Here is a 16,595-nt window from a genome sequence, read left to right as displayed (position 1 = left end):
CTCCGTCAACCGGTCGTGGAATCGGGGGAGTACGGAGGGATCAGGGCGCGCGCCGCCGAACGAGCGGCCTCGACGGCGGACCGGGGGTCCCGGCCCGGCTCCTGGCCGAGGACCACCCGGGTGCTCAACCCGTCGAGGAGGGCCAGGAGTTCGGAGGCGCGGGCGGCGGCGTCCAGCGGGGCGAAACGCCGTCGCGCCGCGCCCGTCGTGAGCAGGGCCTCCAGGTCCTCCTGCCAGCCCGTGTCCAGTTCGGCCTGTGCCTCGCGGAGCGCCGTGTTGCCGGGGGTGCGGGCCCAGAGCTCGATCCACAGGGTCCAGCGCGGATCGCGCGGGCCGCGCGGGAGGTAGAGCCGCAGGAAGAGGTCGAGCTTGCGCTCGGCCGTGATCCGCCGGCCGAGGAGCGCGCGCCGCTCCTCGGCGAGCGCGGCCTCGCTCCACCGGAGGGCGGCGAGCAGCAGCAGGTCCTTGCTGCCGAAGTAGTACAGGATGTGGCCGCCGCTGGTGCCGAGCCGCTCGGCGAGCGCCGACATGGTGAGGGAGGCGAGGCCGTCCTCGGCGATCGCCGCCATGGCCTCCTCCAGCATCCGCTCCTGGGTGACGTTCCCGTCCCGCCGTCGTGCCGCGCCTGCCACCGCTGCCGTCCCGTCCTGCCGTTCCATCGCGTCCCGTGTCCGGGGTCGACCCTAACCGCAACCTCCGGAGGTCTTGACGCGGCCCGGGCCCCTCGCCCATCTTGAATGCCGTTCTAAATTTAGAACGGCATTCAAGACGGCATCCATGACAGGAGTGCGATGTGCTCGAACACGAGACGGCGCCCGTGACCACGGGCCGGCCGGCGACCGACGAGGTCTTCCAGGTCGAGGAGCACGGGATCGACCCCATCCCCGACGCCGAACGGCACGGCGGGGCCAAGGACGTCTTCTGGCTCTGGTTCGGCTCGAACCTCACCTTCACCTACGTCATCAACGGCGCCCTCGCCGTCGCCTTCGGACTCTCCTTCTGGCAGGCCACCGCCGTCGTGGTGCTCGGCGGCCTCTCCTTCGCCGCCATCGGGGCGGCGGGCCTCAGCGGCGTGCGCACCGGCACCGCCACCCTCGTCATCTCCCGCGCGGCCTTCGGCCGCCGCGGCAACTGGCCCGCCGGCCTGCTGAACTGGATCGTCAGCATCGGCTACACCATCGTCAACACCGTGGTCGGCACCCTCGCCCTCGAAGCCTTCTTCACCGACCTCGGCTGGAACGGCGGCCACACCGCCCGCGCCCTCGCGCTCGCCGTCACCCTCGCGCTGACCTTCGCCGTCGCCCTCTGGGGCCACGCCACCGTCCAGTTCGCCGAGCGCTGGATGGCGTACGTCCTCGCCGCGGGCTTCGCCGCCCTGCTCGTCCTCGTCCTGCCCGGCGCCGACACCTCCGCCCCCGCCGCCGCGCCCGGCGCCTCCGGCTGGAGCCTCGCCTTCGTCGTCATGCTGGCCGGCCCCTTCTCGTACCTCCCCATGCCCGCCGACTACACCCGCTACCTGCCCCGCACGACCAGCCTCAGGGCCGTCACCTGGAGCGGCGCCCTCGGCGGCTTCGTCTCCTCCGTCGCCCTCGGCGTCGCCGGGGTGGCCGCAGCGACCCAGGTCGACATGACCGACGCCGTCGCGGGCACCGAGAGCCTCCTCCCCGGCTGGTTCCAGCCGCTCTTCCTCGCCCTGGTGCTCGGCGGCTCCGTCACCAACTCGATCATCACGCTCTACTCGTCGAGCCTGAACCTCCAGGTCCTCGGCATTCCCTGGAGCCGGTCCCGCGCCATCGTCATCAGCGCGGCCGTCACCGCCGCCGGCTCCCTCGGCGCCCTCTTCCTCACCGACTTCACCACCTCCCTCCTCTCCTTCCTCTCCCTCCTGATCATCGTCTTCGCCCCCTGGGGCGGCGTCTTCCTCGCCGACATGGTGCTCCGCCGCTGCACCTACGACTCCGCCGCCCTGCACGCGGACACCGGCGGCGCCTACTGGTACCGCTCCGGCTGGCACCCGGCCGGCATGACCGCCCTCCTCGCGGGCCTCCTCTTCTCCGCGCTCACCTGCGACTCCGAGCTGTGGACCGGCCCCCTCGTCGCCCCGCTCGGCGGCGCGGACCTCACGCTCCTCGGCGCCGTCGTCTCCGCCCTGGTGTACGTGCTCCTCGCCCGCCGCACCGTGACCCCCGTCCGGTGACCGCCCCGTCCGGTAACCGGCTCCCCGTCCGGTAACCGGCTCCCCGTCCGGTAACCGCCCCCGCCCAGTAACCGTCCCCCTCCCCCCTGACCCTCCTCCCGCACGACACGGAGCACCGCCCCATGAACCCCACCGCCCCCGCCGACCTCGTCCTCACCGGCGCCCGCATCCACACCGTCGACCCGGCGCTCCCCGAGGCCGAAGCCCTCGCCGTCCGCGCCGGACGCGTCGTCTGGATCGGCGCCGCCGCCGGAGCGGCCGACTGGACGGGCCCCGACACCCGGATCCTCGACGCCGGCGGGCGACTCGTCCTGCCCGGCTTCGTCGACGCCCACAACCACGTCCGCCTCGGCTCCGACGACGCCTGCGTCCAGCTCGCCGGAGCCCGCACCCTCGACGAGATCCACACGCGCGTCCGCACCTGGCACGCGGCCCACCCGGACGCCGGGTGGATCGAGGCCGAGGCCTTCGACTACTCCGCGATCCCCGACGGGCGGATGCCCACCGCCGCCGACCTCGACCCGGCCACCGGGGACACCCCCGCCCTCGTCCTCAGCTACGACGTCCACACCGCCTGGCTCAACACCGCCGCCCTCCGCCGACTCGGCGTCGACCGCGACCACACCGACCTCCCCTTCGGACGGGCCGTCACCGACCCCGCCACCGGCGAGCCCACCGGCTTCGTCAAGGACTTCGCCGTCAAGGGCCTCTCCCGCGAGGGCCACCGCGCCCTGCGCGAGCTCGGCCTGCCCTGGGCCTCGCCCGACCGGCAGTACGGGCGGCTCGCCAAGAGCCTGGACGACGCCATCGGCTTCGGCATCACCACCGTCGTCGAACCGCAGAACTCCCTCGACGACCTCGCCCTCTTCGAGCGCGCCCGCGCCGAGGGCCGGCTCCGCTCACGGATCGTCGCCGCGCTCTTCCACCCGCGCGGCACCACCGAGGCGGACCTGGACGACTTCGAGACGGCGGCCGACGAGTACGCCGACGACCGGCTGCGGGTCGGGCCGCTCAAGCTGTACATCGACGACGTCGTCGAGCCCCGCACCGCCGCCCTCCTGGAGCCGTACGCCGGCTGCTCCCACCACCGCGGCGACACCTTCTACCCGCCCGAGGAGTTCGCCGAGCTGCTCACCCGGCTCGACGCGCGCGGCTTCCAGTGCTTCGTCCACGCCACCGGCGACCGGGGCATCCGCACCGTCCTCGACGCCGTCGAGCGGGCCCGCGCCGTCAACGGGCCGCGCGACGCCCGCCACCAGGTCGTCCACGTCGAGTGCCTCGACCCGGCCGACACCCCGCGCTTCGCCGAGCTCGGCGTCGTCGCCTGCATGCAGCCCCGGCACGCCGCCCCCGACATCGCCGGGCCCGGCCAGGACTGGGCCGAGAACGTCGGCCCCGAGCGCTGGCACAAGGCCTGGCCGCTGCGCAGCCTGCACGCGGCCGGCGCCGTCCTCGCCCTCTCCAGCGACTGGAACGTCGCCGAGATGGACCCCATGGTCGGCATCCACGCGGCCGTCACCCGCCGGCCGCCCGGCGGCGGCGAGGCCTGGACGGCCGGCGAGACCATCGACGTCGCCACCGCCGTCGAGGGCTACACGATGGGCTCGGCCTACGCCAACTTCCTGGAGCACGAGCGCGGCTCGCTGACGGTGGGCAAGCTCGCCGACTTCGTCGTCCTCTCCCGCGACATCCTCCGCATCGCCCCCGAGGAGATCCCGGGCACGGTGGCAGAGACGGTCGTGGTGGGCGGCGAGGTGGTCGTGGACCGGCGACCGGGGGCGTGACGATCCGCGCTCCAGGGCCGGCGGCCGGAGCGTGACGGATCCCGACCGGTACGACGGATCCCGACCGGTGTGAAGGTCCCGACGGGTGTGACGGAACGGCCGCCGGGACCCTGTACCGCTCGTACCGCGCCTCCACGGCTTCCGGCCGGGGCCGTCCGGTCGAAGGCGGGGGAGGCGCGGGCACGACGGCGGGGGCGGCCCGTCCGAGGAGGGACGGGCCGCCCCGGCGCCGGACGGCCTCAGAGGCGGTCGAGGATCTTCCGCAGCTGGTCGACCTCGGCGGACTGGGTCCGCACGACGTCGTCGGCGAGCTCCCTGGCCGTGGCGTTGGCGCCGTTCTTCTGCTCGTCCTTCGCCATGGCGACGGCGCCGTCGTGGTGGGCGATCATCAGCTCCGCGAACTTCCGGTCGAAGGCCCTGCCCTTCGTGGCGGCCAGGTCCTTCATGTCCTGGTCGGACATCATCCCGGCCATGCCGTGCCCGGAGCCGTGGCCGGCGGACTCCGGCTTGCCCCAGCCCTTCAGCCAGGTCCTCATCTTCCGGATCTCCGGGTCCTGGGCCCCCTCGATCGCGGCGACCAGCTTCTTGACCTCGGGGTCCTCGGCCCGGCCGTCGGCGAGCTCCGCCATCTCCAGGGCCTGCTCGTGGTGGGGGATCATCATCTGCGCGAACATGACGTCCGCGTCGTTGAAGCGCCCGGGGGCGGAGTCCGCGCCGGCGGCGGGAGCGGAGGCGACGGCGGAAGGGGCGGCGGAGGACGTGGCGGACGTACCGCCGTGGTCCATCCCGTTCATGCCGGCGTCGGTGCCGCAGGCGGTCAGGAGCAGTCCGGCCCCGGCGAGCGCCCCGGCCAGGGCGAGCTTGCGGATGGTGCGGTGCGTGAAGGCGTGCATGGGGACACCTCGTGTGCTGTCTGTACGTACGGGTGAGAAGGGAACGACCGGCGGCGCGCGGGGGCGGCGTGGAGCGGCCCGGGCGCGTCGGGTTCGGTCTAGATCCGCAGCACGGACAGCTGGGCGAGGTCGGGAGGCCCTGGGGGAGGGGCGTGCGGCCCGACGGCGCGGACGAGCCGCGCGAGGGGGAGGGCGAGCCGGTCGGGGCGGCGTCCGAGCGCGGCCCGGACGAGTCCCGCGAGCAGCCAGGCGCCGAGGACGGCCACGCAGAGGGTGGTCATGTCCATCCCCGTACCCGGTTCGTGCCGGGCGTCGGAGCCCCCACCGGAGTGCGACGAGCCGGCGTGCGGCGCGGGGTCGTGCGCGGGGGAGCCATGGTGCGGGACGGACACGGCATCCGTGCCCGTGCCCGTGTCCATGCCTCCGCCGGAGCCCTCGGGGTGGCCGACGGCGTGCATCAGGAACACCCCGAGCGCGAGCACGACGACGAGCAGGAGGTGCCCGATGGCACCTCCCGCTCGCTCACCGCGTTCCGCTCGGTGTGTACGCACAGCCAGGACCTCCTGGCGGCGAATATACCGCGCGGGGGTATCAGCGGCGCGTCAGGACGGGCTCTCGCCCGTCATGGCCGCGGCCATCCGCAGGTGCGGCGCGGCCTCGTCCCGGCGGCCCAGGCGCTCCAGGGTGCGCCCGAGCATCAGACGGGCGTAGTGCTCGACCGGGTCGCGCTCCAGGACGGCGCGCAGCTCGGACTCGGCGCGGGAGAGCTGCGCGGAGTGGTAGTAGGCCCGGGCGAGGAGGAGGCGCTGGGCCGTCTGCTCCGGGTGCTCGGCGACGAGGCCCCGCAGGATGCGGACGGCGGTTCCGTACTCCTTCGCGTCGAAGAACAGCTGCGCCCGCTCCCAGCGTTCCCCGGCCGTGCCGAACTCGTAGTACGTGTCGCTCACTTGCGCTCCCTTTCCAGAGCTTCCGATCTGCCACCCTGGGAGGTGGTCGACCACGTCAACACCGCCGGTTAGTTGAACATTCCATCAAGGATGGGTTGAGCGTCATGAGCAATCTCGATCGTCAGGCCACTCTGTCCGTGTGCGGCGGCCGCGGCTTCGTCGTCGCCGAACCGGTACGGGAGCTGCTCAGCCCCCGCCGCGTCCGGCTCGGCGAGTCGACCGAGGTCCGCAGACTGCTCCCGAACCTCGGCCGGCGCATGGTCGGAGCCTGGGCCTTCGTCGACCACTACGGCCCCGACGACATCGCCGACGAGCCCGGCATGCAGGTCCCGCCCCACCCGCACATGGGCCTGCAGACCGTCAGCTGGCTCCACGAGGGCGAGGTGCTCCACCGCGACTCCACCGGCAGCCTGCAGACCATCCGCCCCCGCGAACTGGGCCTCATGACCTCGGGCCGCGCGATCTCCCACTCGGAGGAGAGCCCCCGGCCGCACGCCCGCTTCCTGCACGGCGCCCAGCTCTGGGTCGCCCTCCCCGACGCCCACCGGCACGTGGAGCCGCACTTCCAGCACCACGCCGACCTGCCCCGGGTCACCGCGCCCGGCCTCACCGCCACGGTGATCCTCGGCGCCCTCGACGGAGCGGCCTCGCCGGGCACCACGTACACCCCGCTCATCGGCGCGGACCTCGCCCTCACGGCGGGGGCCGAGACGAGCCTGCCCCTGGAGCCCGACTTCGAGTACGCGGTCCTCGGCATGTCCGGCGAGGCCCACGTCGACGGCGTCCCCGTCCTGCCCGGCTCCATGCTCTACCTCGGCTGCGGCCGCACGGAACTCCCCCTCCGCGCCGACTCCGACGCGGGCCTGATGCTCCTCGGCGGGGAACCCTTCGAGGAGGAGATCGTGATGTGGTGGAACTTCGTGGGCCGCACGGACGAGGAGATCCGCAAGGCGAGGGACGACTGGATGACCTCCGACCGCTTCGGCGAGGTCAAGGGCTACGACGGCGACCGCCTCGACGCCCCGGAGGTCCCCCCGACCCAGCTGAAGGCGCGGGGTCGGGTGCGCTGACCCGGCCTTCCCTCCTGCCGGCCGCTGCCGGCAGGAGGTCTGCTCGTCCCGCCCGCCGGCGCGCCGGCGCCGCACTTGGCCGCACCGGGCGCGGAGCCCGGTCGGTCCGTCCTCCCGTACCTCTCACTGGCCGTGCGGACGCTGCTGGACCTCCGCGTCCGGCGCTTGGGGGTTCGGGCCCCGGAAGCGGGTGAGCGTCTTCGTGAGGGTCCTCCAGGGCGAGGAGTCCTCCTTGGCCGCCGTCGGCGGGGCCGTCCGGGGTGTGCCGTCGCCGCCGGTCGCCTCGGCGAGGGCTTCGAGCGCCGCCTCGGCGGCCTCCCGGTACAGGTCGCAGGAGGCCGTCATGGCTTCGAGCGCCTTGGCGTACTTGGTGACCATGGCCCGCGCGTGGGCCAGTTCCTCGGCGGGGGTGAACAGGTGCCAGCCTTGACGCAGCCGTGTCAGGACCGGTTCGGCGTCGGCCGGCAGCGGCTGGGGCAGCGAGGCGAACTCCACGATCTTGCGGAGGAGTTCGGTGGGCTCCGTGCCGTCCAGGAAGACGTTGCGCACCGTGAAGCGCTCCGCGTCGTCGTCGAGGGCCTGAGGCGTCGGGGGCAGGACGACGGCGCCGCCGCGCGGTATCCCCACACCCAGCTCACGCTTCATCACGAAGTCGGCGATCAGCGCCTGCTCCGGCGTGGCCCGGTGTTCGACCACCCGGTGCCGCAGGCTCGGTGGCAGGAACGCCGTGACCGGCCGGCGTCCCAGGACGTCCGGCGTCATCGCCTCGTGCACCACGACATGGATGAACCAGCTCTGCCGGGTGCAGGCCCGCAGCAGGCGGCGCAACTCGTCGTCGTCCTTCGGCAGGTGGTTCGCCGTCCGCAGGCGCACGCCCGGCACCGTCTCGTGGTCCCATGCGACCCGGTCGCTGTCGGGCCAGAACACGGTGGCGGGTGACGGCCAGCTCGCTTCCCACGCCCGCTCGGCCTCGGCGGCGAGGACCCAGGTGACGCCCTCGCTCTTCGTGCGGCGGGACTCGGGGTCGTACGTGGTCAGCTGCGCGCGCACCGTGACGCCGTCGGCCACGCACCAGCGGGCCTCGAAGAGGCGGCGGGCGGACGGGCCGGGGTCCGCGGACTCGTCCCGGGGGTACAGGTCGGTGGAACGCGCCGCCTCGACGGGGTCGAGTTCCAGGAAGTCGTCGATCACCCGGGCCGCCTTGAGGGCGAGCAGGTTGCGCCGGACGTCCTGCTCGGGCTCGGGCCCGAGGTGACGCCCGCGCCCGAGCCAGACGGTGTCGGGGACGGTGGTCGATGAAGCGCTGTTCTTGGCCATGGAACCATTCAGTGGGCGATCAGGGCCCGACCAGTATGGTCCGCGGCACGAACGAGGGAAGCGGTACCCCGTACTCGCCGTCGTGAACCGGATCCCGGGCCGCCGGGGCGGGCACTCCCTCCCACGGGCGGCGTCACTCCGAAGAGGGGCGAGCGAAATCCCCGGTGCGTGGGTACGGATGAGGAGTCGTTCCGCTTCCGACGAGCCGAGCAGAGGAAGATCCCATGGACCCGTCCCCCCACCGCGACGAAGAGGCCGACGTCATCGTCGTCGGCGCGGGCCCCGCCGGTTGCAGCGCCGGCTACCACCTGGCACGGGCGGGGCACGACGTTCTGCTGGTCGAGAAGGCCGTCTTCCCCCGAGACAAGGTCTGCGGGGACGGCCTCACACCGCGTGCCGTCAGGGAACTCCTCGGCATGGGCGTCGACGTGGAGGGGGACGGCTGGGTGAGAACGCGCGGTCTGCGGGTCCACGGCTCCGGCACGACGGTGGAGATGCCGTGGCCCGTCGTCGCGTCCTGCCCCGACTACGGCCTCGTACGGACCCGGCAGGACCTCGACCGGCTGCTCGCCCGGCAGGCCGTGGCCGCCGGGGCGCGTCTCCTGGAGGGGACCAAGGTCACCGGGCCGGTCTTCGACCCGGCCACCGGCCGGGTCGGGGGCGTCGTCGCGGAGCGGGACGGCGCCCGCCGCACCTTCCGCGCGCCGGTGGTGGTCGCCGCCGACGGCGCGTCGAGCCGATCGGCCGTCGCTCTCGGCATCCACCAGCGCACCGACCGGCCCATGGGCGTCGCCGTACGCCGCTACTACACCTCACCGCACCGGAACCGGGATCACCTCGAGGCCTGGATCGACCTCGAGACCCGGGACGGTCGCGGGCGGGCCTCCATGCCGTTCGGCTACGGATGGGTCTTCCCCGTCGGCGACGGCGGCTTCAACGTCGGTCTCGGCACCTTCCACGTCGGGCGCCGGCCCGACGTCGACCACCGGCGGCTCTTCCGGCAGTGGACCGCCCGCCTCCCCGCCGCCTGGCACTTCGACGAGGAGCACGCCGACGGCCCGCTGCGCGGCGCACCGCTTCCCGCCGGGCTCAACCGGCGTCCGCAGTACACCCGCGGTCTGCTCCTGACCGGCGACGCCGGCGGAATGATCAATCCACTCAGCGGTGAGGGGATCGACTACGCGATGGAATCCGGCCGTCTGGCCGCGGAAACCGTGGCCCGTGCCCTCGCCCGTCCCACCGCCCACACCCGCGAGGAGGCCCTGCTGCGTTACCCCGAAGTCATCCGCGAGGCCTACGGACGCTATTTCACGGTGGGCCGGCTCGTCGTGCGCGCCCTGAACCACCCCCAGGTCATGCGGCTCGTCGCCACCCACAGCCTGAGGCGGCCCGTGACGCAGCGCTTCATGTTCAAGCTCTGGGCCAACCTCACGGACCCGTACAGTCCCGACGCCCTCGACCGCGTCATCGCCGCCCTTCAGCGCGCGGTCCCCGCCGCCTGACCCGGGCGGGCGCACCGGCCGGGCTTCCGCGCGGGGGTCAGGCGCCGATGAGCGGCGGCACGCGCTCGGCCGGGGGCGGCGGTGGGGGCGGGGTGCCGTCGCCGAACGGCCGGCCGCCGAGCTCCTCCCGTCCGTGCGGCGAGAGCCAGTCCCGCGTGTCCGGGCCCCGGGGAACGATCCCGGTCGGATTGATGTCGTGATGGACGACGTAGTAGTGGGCCTTGATCTGCGCGAAGTCGATCGTGTCACCGAAGCCCGGCGTCTGGAACAGGTCCCGGGCGTAGGCCCACAGGGCCGGGAGCTCGGTCAGCTTCTGCCGGTTGCACTTGAAGTGGCCGTGGTAGACCGCGTCGAAGCGCACGAGGGTCGGGAAGAGGCGGACGTCGGCCTCCGTGAGGGTGTCGCCGACCAGGTAGCGCCGGCCGCCGAGCCGCCGCTCCAGCCAGTCCAGCCGCTCCCACAGGCGCCGGTACGCCTCGTCGTACGCCTTCTGGCCGCCGGCGAAACCGCACTGGTAGACGCCGTCGTTGACGTCCCGGTACACCTTGGCGGCCACGTCGTCGATCTCGTCGCGCCACCTCTCCGGGTAGAGGTCCGGCGCGCCGTCCCGCTGATGGGCCGCCCACTGGCTGCCCAGGTCGAGCGTGATCTGCTCGAAGTCGTTGGTCACCACTTCGCCGGTGGGGACGTCGACGATCGCGGGCACGGTGATGCCGCTCCGATAGCCCGGTTCGCGCCGGAAGAACGCCTCCTGCAGCCTTTCGATGCCGAGGACGGGGTCCCGGCCGCCCGGGTCCAGGTGGAAGGACCAGCTGCGCTCGTCGTGCAGGGGCCCGGCGAGTCCCATCGAGAGCACGTCCTCCAGGCCCATCAGCCGCCGGACGATCGCGCTGCGGTTCGCCCAGGGGCAGGCCCGGGCGATGACCAGCCGGTAGCGCCCGGGTTCCACGGGATAGCCGTCGCGCCCGTCGGCCGTGATCCTGGTCGTGAGGTACGTGCGGTCGCGCTCGAAGGCGCCGTCACCGGTCATCGTTCCAGACCTTCCCCGTGTGCCGCGGAGCCGTTCGGGGGGTGCGGACGGCTGCGGCGGCTGCCGCACGGTCTCCATGAGGGGCTTCTCGACGGGCCATGCACCGGCGATTACCCGCGCCGGCCCGTACTACGCCCGCCCCGAGGCGCGAGACGACCGGTCGCGGACCGAGTAGGCCGCCCCGGCACGGCGGCGAGGGCCTCGCCCGGCTCCGGCCGGCTCACCGGAGAGCCCCGACGTCAGGGGCGGGAGGCCCCTGCCCCGACGACGCCGACCTCGTCGCCGGCGCCGTCGCCGCCGAAGGCACGGCGGTAGGCGGTGGGGGAGATGCCGAACGCGGTCCTCATGTGGACGCGCAGGGAGTTCCCGGAACCGAGCCCGGCACGGTGCGCCACCAGGTCGATCGGAAGGTCGGTCGTCTCCAGGAGCTGCTTGGCGAGTTCGAGCCGCTGGGCCGTGAGCCATTGCCCGGGCGTCACGCCGACCTCGTCGCGGAACCGGCGGGTGAAGGAGCGCAGACTCATCCGGGCGTGTTCGGCGAGCCGGGCCAGCGTGAGCGGTTCCGCGAGGTGTTCGAGGGCCCAGGCACGGGTGGCGGTGGTGCTGGCCAGGGTGGGCTCGGGGACCGGGCGGTCGATGAACTGGGCCTGCCCGCCGTCTCGCCAGGGCGGTACGACGCACATGCGGGCGGCGCGGTTGGCGGCCGCCGCGCCGTGGTCGCGGCGGATCATGTGCAGGCACAGGTCGACACCGGCGGCCACGCCCGCGGAGGTGAGCACGTCGCCGTCGTCGACGAACAGCACCTCCTCGTCCAGCTTGACCCCGGGAAAGGCCCGGCGGAACTCCGGGGCCAGGTTCCAGTGGGTGGTGGCCGGCCGGCCGTCGAGGAGACCGGCGGCGGCGAGCACGTACGACCCGGAGCAGATCGACACCAGTCGGGTTCCCGGCCTGATCCCGGCGATGGCGGCGCCGACCTCGGGCGGCAGCGGGCCTCCGCGGCTCAGCTCGGGCATGGCGTGCGTGGGCGGGACGATCACGGTGTCGGCTTCGGCGAGCGCCTCCGGGCCGGCCGCGGGCTGCACGGTGAAACCGGCGTCGCTGAGGACGGGGGCGCCGTCGGCCGTACAGACGGTGACCTCGTAGAGGGGCCCGCCCTCGGCGTCCTCCACGCTTCCGAAGACCCGGGAGGGGATGCCCAGCTCGAAGGGGGGCACGCCCGGGAGGGCGAGCACGGCGATGCGGTGCGGGCCCGTCCGTTCCTCCGCCCGCTCGTCTCCCCCGGTCGTCACCGGAATCTCACCCATGGCCAGATCCTGTCACATAGTGGCTAGGAGGCCAACACCTCGCCGGGGCGGAATGTCCGATCGTGGAGCGGTCGCCGCCGGAAGGGATCCGGCGGCATCCCGATGAGAGACGGAAGCGAGGCGGACGGCATGCGTGCGGTGGTCGTGGAGCAGTGGGGCGGACCCGAGAACCTGGTCGAGCGCGAGGTGGAGCGCCCCGAGCCGGGCCTGAACGAGGTCCTGGTGCGGGTGCGCGCGGCGGGGGTGAACCCGGTGGACTGGAAGACCCGCGCGAGCGGCGCCCTCATAGGATGGGGCGACGTGCCCGTCCTCGGCTGGGACGTGTCCGGCACGGTCGAGGCCGTCGGCCCCGGCGTGGGGATCTTCCGCCCCGGCGACGAGGTCTTCGGGATGCCGCTGTTCCCGCGCCAGGCGGGCGGATACGCCGAGTACGTGGTGGCACCGGCGCGCCATCTCGCGCCGAAGCCGTCGTCCCTCACGCACGTGGAGGCGGCCGCGCTGCCGCTCGCCGCCCTGACCGCCTGGCAGGCTCTCGTCGACGCGGCGGACGTCCGCCCCGGCGAGCGCGTACTGGTGCACGCCGCGGCCGGAGGGGTCGGGCACCTCGCCGTGCAGATCGCCAAGGCCCGCGGCGCGTACGTCGTCGGCACCGCGAGCGCGGCCAAGCACGACCTGGTGCGGGAGCTGGGCGCCGACGAGGTGGTCGACTACCGCGCGGCCCGCTTCGAGGACGTCGTCTCCGACATCGACGTCGTGCTGGACGGTCTCGGAGGGGAGACGGCCGAGCGCTCCCTGAAGGTGCTCCGTGACGGCGGCCGGCTCATCACGCTGCCGGGCCCGGACGACGTGCCCGCCGCCCGGGACGGCGTACTGGCCGCGTGGGTCCTGGTCGAACCCGACCACCTCGGCCTGCGCGAGATCGCGGCCCTGGTGGAGCGGGGCGCGCTGAGGCCGGTGGTCGACACCGTGCTGCCGCTCGCCGAGGCCGCGGAGGCCCACGCGATCGGTGAGCGGGGCCGTACGACGGGCAAGATCGTCCTGTCGGTCGCCTGACCCCGTCCCCCGCCCTGCGGGCCGCCCGCGGGCGGCCCGCGCGAACCGCGCCCCCTCCCGGTCGCGGTCGGCGGGCGTGCTCGCACGGCGCGCGGCCGCGCCTTCCGCGACCCCGGGAATCACATGATCCACGAGGTGGCGCCCGGGTGCGGGTCCGCGCGTGACGCGCGGCGGAGAGGGCGGCCATACTGATCCGCGGCATTTCAGCGGGGGACGTGCGACACAGGGGGTGGAGCGTGGACGGCGTGGACCTGCCGGAACGCATCGGCGACTACGCCGTGGAGCGTGCGCTGGGCGCGGGTGGCATGGGGACGGTGTACCTGGCGCGGTCCCGGGGCGGACGTACCGTGGCCGTCAAGGTGGCCCGTCCCGAGCTGGCCGCCGATCCGCACTTCCGCGCCCGGTTCCGCGCCGAGGTCGACGCCGCGCGCAGGGTCGGCGGGTTCCATACGGCGCAGGTCGTGGACGCCGACCCCGACGCGCCGGCCCCCTGGCTGGCGACCGCCTACATCGCGGGGCCGACGCTGTCGGGACTGCTCGCCGAGCGGGGGCCGATGGACGAGGCCCGACTGCGGCTGCTCGGCGCGGCGTTGACGGAGGCGCTGCAGGCCATCCACGGTTGCGGCCTCGTCCACCGTGACCTCAAGCCGGGCAACATCATCATGGCCGACGACGGTCCGCGCGTGCTCGACTTCGGTATCTCCCGGGCCCTGGAGGCGACCCGGCTGACCTCAACCGGCGCGACCTTCGGCACCCCCGGCTTCCTGGCCCCCGAGCAGGCCCAGGGCCTCGAAGTGGGCGCCGCCGCCGATGTGTTCGCGCTGGGCGCGGTGCTGGTCGCGGCGGCCGGTGGGCAGGCGTTCGGGGAGGGCACCCCGATGATGCTGATGTACCGGGCCGTGCACGAGCCGGCGGACCTGTCCGCCGTGCCCGAGGGCGTCCGCCCGGTGGTCGCCGCCTGCCTGGCCAAGGATCCGGCGCGAAGGCCGACCGCCCAAAGGCTGTTGGACCTGCTGGCCCCTCGCACCGCCGGGGAGCCGGCGGCCGACGCGCCCGCCCACCCGCCGACGACGGCGTCCCCGCCCGCCCCGTCCGTCCTGCCTGCCCCGACCGCTCCGTCCGCCCCGTCCGTGCCGACGCCGACCGTCGTGTCGGCCGCGGCACCGACCGCCGAGGGCGTCGCCGGTGCCGCGACCGTCGCCGCGGCCCCGCACGCCGAGTCCCGAGGCGCCGGGTCCCCGCACGCCGACTCCCCGTCCGGGTTCCCGCGGCAACCGTCCCCGAGCCGGGAGGCGGAGACCGCACCGCCGGGGAGGAAGCCCACCGGACGGGCAGTCGCGGTGGTGGCCGGGGCCCTGCTCGTGCTCGGCGGCGCGGGCTACGGCGTCTACGCGTCCGGAGCCTCGGGCCGGGGCTCGGGCTCGGACGCGTCCTTCCCCAGGGCCACGCACGAACTCGTCCTTCCCGAGTCGATGGTGGACGGCGCGTACGGGCGCGACATCGAGCACCGCCTCCCCCCGGACCCGCAGCCGGACAACGGAGGCCAGAGGGGCTCGACGCACTACTCCGCCGACTACACCGTCACCAGTACCGGCAGGGAGAAGGGGGTCGTGTTCCGCACGGTGCAGGTGTACGGCTCGTCCGGACGGTACAAGGATCCGGAGGGGGACCGGGACGGCCTGATGAGAGCCATGACCGTCACGGGCAGCGAGACCGTCGGCGAGCCGCCCAGGACGATCCGCCCTCCCGGCTCGGACGTCGATTTCCGCTGCACGACGGTGGACGACGAGACCGTGTGCGGCTGGGGCGACGACAACACCACCGTCGCGATCGCGTTCACCCCGACCAGCTCGCTGGAAGTGGCCGCGGCGGAGACCCGCAAGATCCGCGACGACCTACGCCGGCCGATCACGCAACAGCCCTGACCGCTCGCCTGCGGCGCCATCCGCCTCCGACGCCCCGTGCGGGGACGCCCTCTGCGGGCCGGTCACGTGCGCAGGCGTCCAGCGGGCGTCCAAGGGGATGCCCCCGTGGCGTGGCCCAGTGGCAGGCGTCGCACGCCCGCGGGCGTGTCAGCCGCCCAGGACGGTCCTGACCGGGAAGCGGCGGGGAGCGTCCTCGTGCTCGTCCAGGTGCCGGCCCGTCGTCTCCAGGGCGGGACGGAGGTCGTTCTCGGCGAGGAGGTGGTCGTGAGACGCGGGGACGGCAGGCGCGCGGAACGGGGCGCGGCCACGGCAGGGCCCCCGCGCGCCGAACACCGCGAGCGGCACGCGGGGGCCTCCTGGCCGGTTGTCCTTCGCGGCGAGAGCCACTCCTCCGCGCTGGGCCGGTGTGAGCAGTCAAACAGGCTTCGCGGTGAAGGGCGATGGGACCGAGACACGGAAACGGACCCTCGCGGGCGGCCTGGGTACGGATGATCATCCAAGAGGAAATCAAAGGGCGAGGGTCACATCTGCGAGGTGTGCGCCAGATCAGGTCTGGTGCATGCGACTTCGTGTCGAGCGGTCCGACACGCCGGCCACATGCCGAAGGCTCCGCCCTCGACGAGGATCAGCGGCCCGATCGCGATCAGGACGAGGAAGACGGCCACGTACACCGCCATCGCGCCGGCGCCGGACGCCGCCGCCACGGCGACGGCCAGGAAGGTCGCGAAACCGAGGTACCGACCGAGGACCACGCGGCGAGCGGCCCCTCGCAGCATGCCCGCCCGTCACCGCCCCAGCCCCGTGATGACCTGTGCGAGAGGCCACTTGGGCAGGGAAAACGCAAGTTCGACAGGGACCGCGGAGGCGGCTACCTTCACCTGGTCCTCGGCGATCGCCCACGGTCGTACGGGAGTTCCTTCAGGCCGAGTCGTCCGCGACGGGACGAGCCGGCCGCGCCCCACGAATCCTCGCCCATGCCCAAGCCACCGAACCGGATCCGCACCAGGCACCCCCACCAGGAAGAGACGCATGCCCTTTCTTGCCCTGTATACGTTCGGCGTCCTGAAGTCGCCCCTCTCCGATCCCGGACCCCTCACGCGCGAGTTCTACGAGAGGGGTGAGGCCGTCTACCGGAAGATCGGCCGGCACCCCGGGTACCTCGCTCGTGCCGAAGCGGCGGGCGGTGACCGGGGCCGGCTCTTCGACGCCGACTGGGGCGCATGGGGAGAGTTCGCCGTACCGACGTGGTACGACAAGGGCCGTACGGTGGAAACCACCGCCCTGGCCACGACCCTCTCGCTCTGGACCGACCTGCGCTCCGCCTTCGACGCCGTCTACACCGGTCTGCACCGTGAGGCGCTGAACCGGCGTTACGACTGGTTCGAGAGGACGGGACACCCGAGTCACGTGTTCTGGTGGGTCTCCGACGGCGTGACACCCACCTGGCAGGACGGCGTCTCCAGGCTGGAACACCTCCACGACCACGGCTCCGCGCCGCACGCCTTCACCTTCCACCACGCGTTCGCCCCGGACGGAACTCCGCGTACGGGCTTGAAAGACTGACGTCGGGGGC

16 protein-coding genes are annotated in these 16,595 nt (G+C 73.7%); 7 read left to right on the top strand and 9 right to left on the bottom strand.

The annotated features are described in order from the left end of the window. Positions 1 to 5 precede the first annotated feature (5 nt). On the bottom strand, positions 6 to 632 hold the full coding sequence (locus ACFYUZ_RS17360; protein ID WP_389310294.1) for a TetR/AcrR family transcriptional regulator: 627 nt from the start codon (positions 630 to 632) through the stop codon (positions 6 to 8). Positions 633 to 793: 161 nt separating this feature from the next. On the opposite strand from ACFYUZ_RS17360, the gene ACFYUZ_RS17355 reads away from it, so the two are divergent. Both ACFYUZ_RS17355 and ACFYUZ_RS17350 read left to right on the top strand, forming a co-directional pair. Continuing rightward, positions 794 to 2,197, top strand: coding sequence for a purine-cytosine permease family protein (locus tag ACFYUZ_RS17355; RefSeq protein ID WP_389309964.1), 1,404 nt, complete (start codon positions 794 to 796; stop codon positions 2,195 to 2,197). Between the two features lie 122 nt (positions 2,198 to 2,319). Beyond that, positions 2,320 to 3,981, top strand: coding sequence for an amidohydrolase (locus tag ACFYUZ_RS17350; protein WP_389309961.1), 1,662 nt, complete (start codon positions 2,320 to 2,322; stop codon positions 3,979 to 3,981). Between the two features lie 239 nt (positions 3,982 to 4,220). On the opposite strand, the gene ACFYUZ_RS17345 is transcribed toward ACFYUZ_RS17350, so the two are convergent. The 3 genes from ACFYUZ_RS17345 to ACFYUZ_RS17335 form a co-directional block, all read right to left on the bottom strand. Next, on the bottom strand, positions 4,221 to 4,874 hold the full coding sequence (locus ACFYUZ_RS17345) for a DUF305 domain-containing protein (protein WP_389309958.1): 654 nt from the start codon (positions 4,872 to 4,874) through the stop codon (positions 4,221 to 4,223). Between the two features lie 98 nt (positions 4,875 to 4,972). Next, positions 4,973 to 5,425: a DUF6153 family protein gene (locus tag ACFYUZ_RS17340; RefSeq protein WP_389309955.1), complete on the bottom strand. Its 453-nt coding sequence runs from the start codon at positions 5,423 to 5,425 to the stop codon at positions 4,973 to 4,975. A gap of 51 nt (positions 5,426 to 5,476) precedes the next feature. Further along, a complete protein-coding gene (locus tag ACFYUZ_RS17335; protein WP_389309952.1) occupies positions 5,477 to 5,821 on the bottom strand; it encodes a tetratricopeptide repeat protein in 345 nt (114 codons plus the stop codon). Positions 5,822 to 5,925: 104 nt separating this feature from the next. On the opposite strand from ACFYUZ_RS17335, the gene ACFYUZ_RS17330 reads away from it, so the two are divergent. Then, positions 5,926 to 6,891 (top strand): pirin family protein, encoded by a 966-nt coding sequence (locus tag ACFYUZ_RS17330; RefSeq protein WP_389309949.1) that lies wholly within the window; start codon positions 5,926 to 5,928, stop codon positions 6,889 to 6,891. A gap of 123 nt (positions 6,892 to 7,014) precedes the next feature. Here ACFYUZ_RS17330 and ACFYUZ_RS17325 read toward each other — a convergent pair whose 3' ends face one another. Then, positions 7,015 to 8,208, bottom strand: a complete 1,194-nt coding sequence (locus ACFYUZ_RS17325; RefSeq protein ID WP_389309946.1) for a hypothetical protein — start codon at positions 8,206 to 8,208, stop codon at positions 7,015 to 7,017. Between the two features lie 224 nt (positions 8,209 to 8,432). Here ACFYUZ_RS17325 and ACFYUZ_RS17320 point away from each other — a divergent pair, with 224 nt between their 5' ends. Next, positions 8,433 to 9,710, top strand: a complete 1,278-nt coding sequence (locus ACFYUZ_RS17320; RefSeq protein WP_389309943.1) for a geranylgeranyl reductase family protein — start codon at positions 8,433 to 8,435, stop codon at positions 9,708 to 9,710. 37 nt (positions 9,711 to 9,747) lie between these two features. Here ACFYUZ_RS17320 and ACFYUZ_RS17315 read toward each other — a convergent pair whose 3' ends face one another. Together ACFYUZ_RS17315 and ACFYUZ_RS17310 are read right to left on the bottom strand one after the other, a co-directional pair. Next, positions 9,748 to 10,740, bottom strand: a complete 993-nt coding sequence (locus ACFYUZ_RS17315; protein ID WP_389309941.1) for a glutathione S-transferase family protein — start codon at positions 10,738 to 10,740, stop codon at positions 9,748 to 9,750. A 239-nt stretch (positions 10,741 to 10,979) separates the two neighbouring features. Beyond that, a complete protein-coding gene (locus ACFYUZ_RS17310) occupies positions 10,980 to 12,044 on the bottom strand; it encodes a GlxA family transcriptional regulator (protein ID WP_389309938.1) in 1,065 nt (354 codons plus the stop codon). A 129-nt stretch (positions 12,045 to 12,173) separates the two neighbouring features. Between ACFYUZ_RS17310 and ACFYUZ_RS17305 the strand changes: the two genes are divergently transcribed. Together ACFYUZ_RS17305 and ACFYUZ_RS17300 are read left to right on the top strand one after the other, a co-directional pair. After that, positions 12,174 to 13,097 carry an NADP-dependent oxidoreductase gene (locus tag ACFYUZ_RS17305; protein ID WP_389310292.1) on the top strand — a complete coding sequence of 308 codons (924 nt, stop codon included), beginning with the start codon at positions 12,174 to 12,176 and terminating at the stop codon, positions 13,095 to 13,097. 236 nt (positions 13,098 to 13,333) lie between these two features. Further along, a complete protein-coding gene (locus ACFYUZ_RS17300) occupies positions 13,334 to 15,022 on the top strand; it encodes a protein kinase (RefSeq protein ID WP_389309935.1) in 1,689 nt (562 codons plus the stop codon). A gap of 147 nt (positions 15,023 to 15,169) precedes the next feature. On the opposite strand, the gene ACFYUZ_RS17295 is transcribed toward ACFYUZ_RS17300, so the two are convergent. Then, positions 15,170 to 15,367: a hypothetical protein gene (locus tag ACFYUZ_RS17295; RefSeq protein WP_389309932.1), complete on the bottom strand. Its 198-nt coding sequence runs from the start codon at positions 15,365 to 15,367 to the stop codon at positions 15,170 to 15,172. A gap of 176 nt (positions 15,368 to 15,543) precedes the next feature. Next, positions 15,544 to 15,774, bottom strand: coding sequence for a hypothetical protein (locus ACFYUZ_RS17290; RefSeq protein ID WP_389309929.1), 231 nt, complete (start codon positions 15,772 to 15,774; stop codon positions 15,544 to 15,546). Positions 15,775 to 16,051: 277 nt separating this feature from the next. On the opposite strand from ACFYUZ_RS17290, the gene ACFYUZ_RS17285 reads away from it, so the two are divergent. Further along, positions 16,052 to 16,585 carry a DUF3291 domain-containing protein gene (locus ACFYUZ_RS17285; protein WP_389309927.1) on the top strand — a complete coding sequence of 178 codons (534 nt, stop codon included), beginning with the start codon at positions 16,052 to 16,054 and terminating at the stop codon, positions 16,583 to 16,585. The last annotated feature ends 10 nt before the right edge of the window (positions 16,586 to 16,595 follow it).

The sequence above is a fragment of the Streptomyces sp. NPDC004266 genome (genome assembly GCF_042874095.1).
In the GTDB taxonomy this organism is placed as follows: domain Bacteria; phylum Actinomycetota; class Actinomycetes; order Streptomycetales; family Streptomycetaceae; genus Streptomyces.
Note: the sequence above shows the minus strand (reverse complement) of the source record. Positions and strands in the feature narration are given on the sequence as shown.

Coding starts and splice junctions, on each gene's coding strand:
- ACFYUZ_RS17330 (WP_389309949.1), top strand. CDS start 5,926: ATGAGCAATCTCGATCGTCAGGCCACTCTGTCCGTGTGCGGCGGCCGC.
- ACFYUZ_RS17315 (WP_389309941.1), bottom strand. CDS start 10,740: ATGACCGGTGACGGCGCCTTCGAGCGCGACCGCACGTACCTCACGACC.
- ACFYUZ_RS17325 (WP_389309946.1), bottom strand. CDS start 8,208: ATGGCCAAGAACAGCGCTTCATCGACCACCGTCCCCGACACCGTCTGG.
- ACFYUZ_RS17285 (WP_389309927.1), top strand. CDS start 16,052: ATGCCCTTTCTTGCCCTGTATACGTTCGGCGTCCTGAAGTCGCCCCTC.
- ACFYUZ_RS17320 (WP_389309943.1), top strand. CDS start 8,433: ATGGACCCGTCCCCCCACCGCGACGAAGAGGCCGACGTCATCGTCGTC.
- ACFYUZ_RS17305 (WP_389310292.1), top strand. CDS start 12,174: ATGCGTGCGGTGGTCGTGGAGCAGTGGGGCGGACCCGAGAACCTGGTC.
- ACFYUZ_RS17345 (WP_389309958.1), bottom strand. CDS start 4,874: ATGCACGCCTTCACGCACCGCACCATCCGCAAGCTCGCCCTGGCCGGG.
- ACFYUZ_RS17350 (WP_389309961.1), top strand. CDS start 2,320: ATGAACCCCACCGCCCCCGCCGACCTCGTCCTCACCGGCGCCCGCATC.
- ACFYUZ_RS17310 (WP_389309938.1), bottom strand. CDS start 12,044: ATGGGTGAGATTCCGGTGACGACCGGGGGAGACGAGCGGGCGGAGGAA.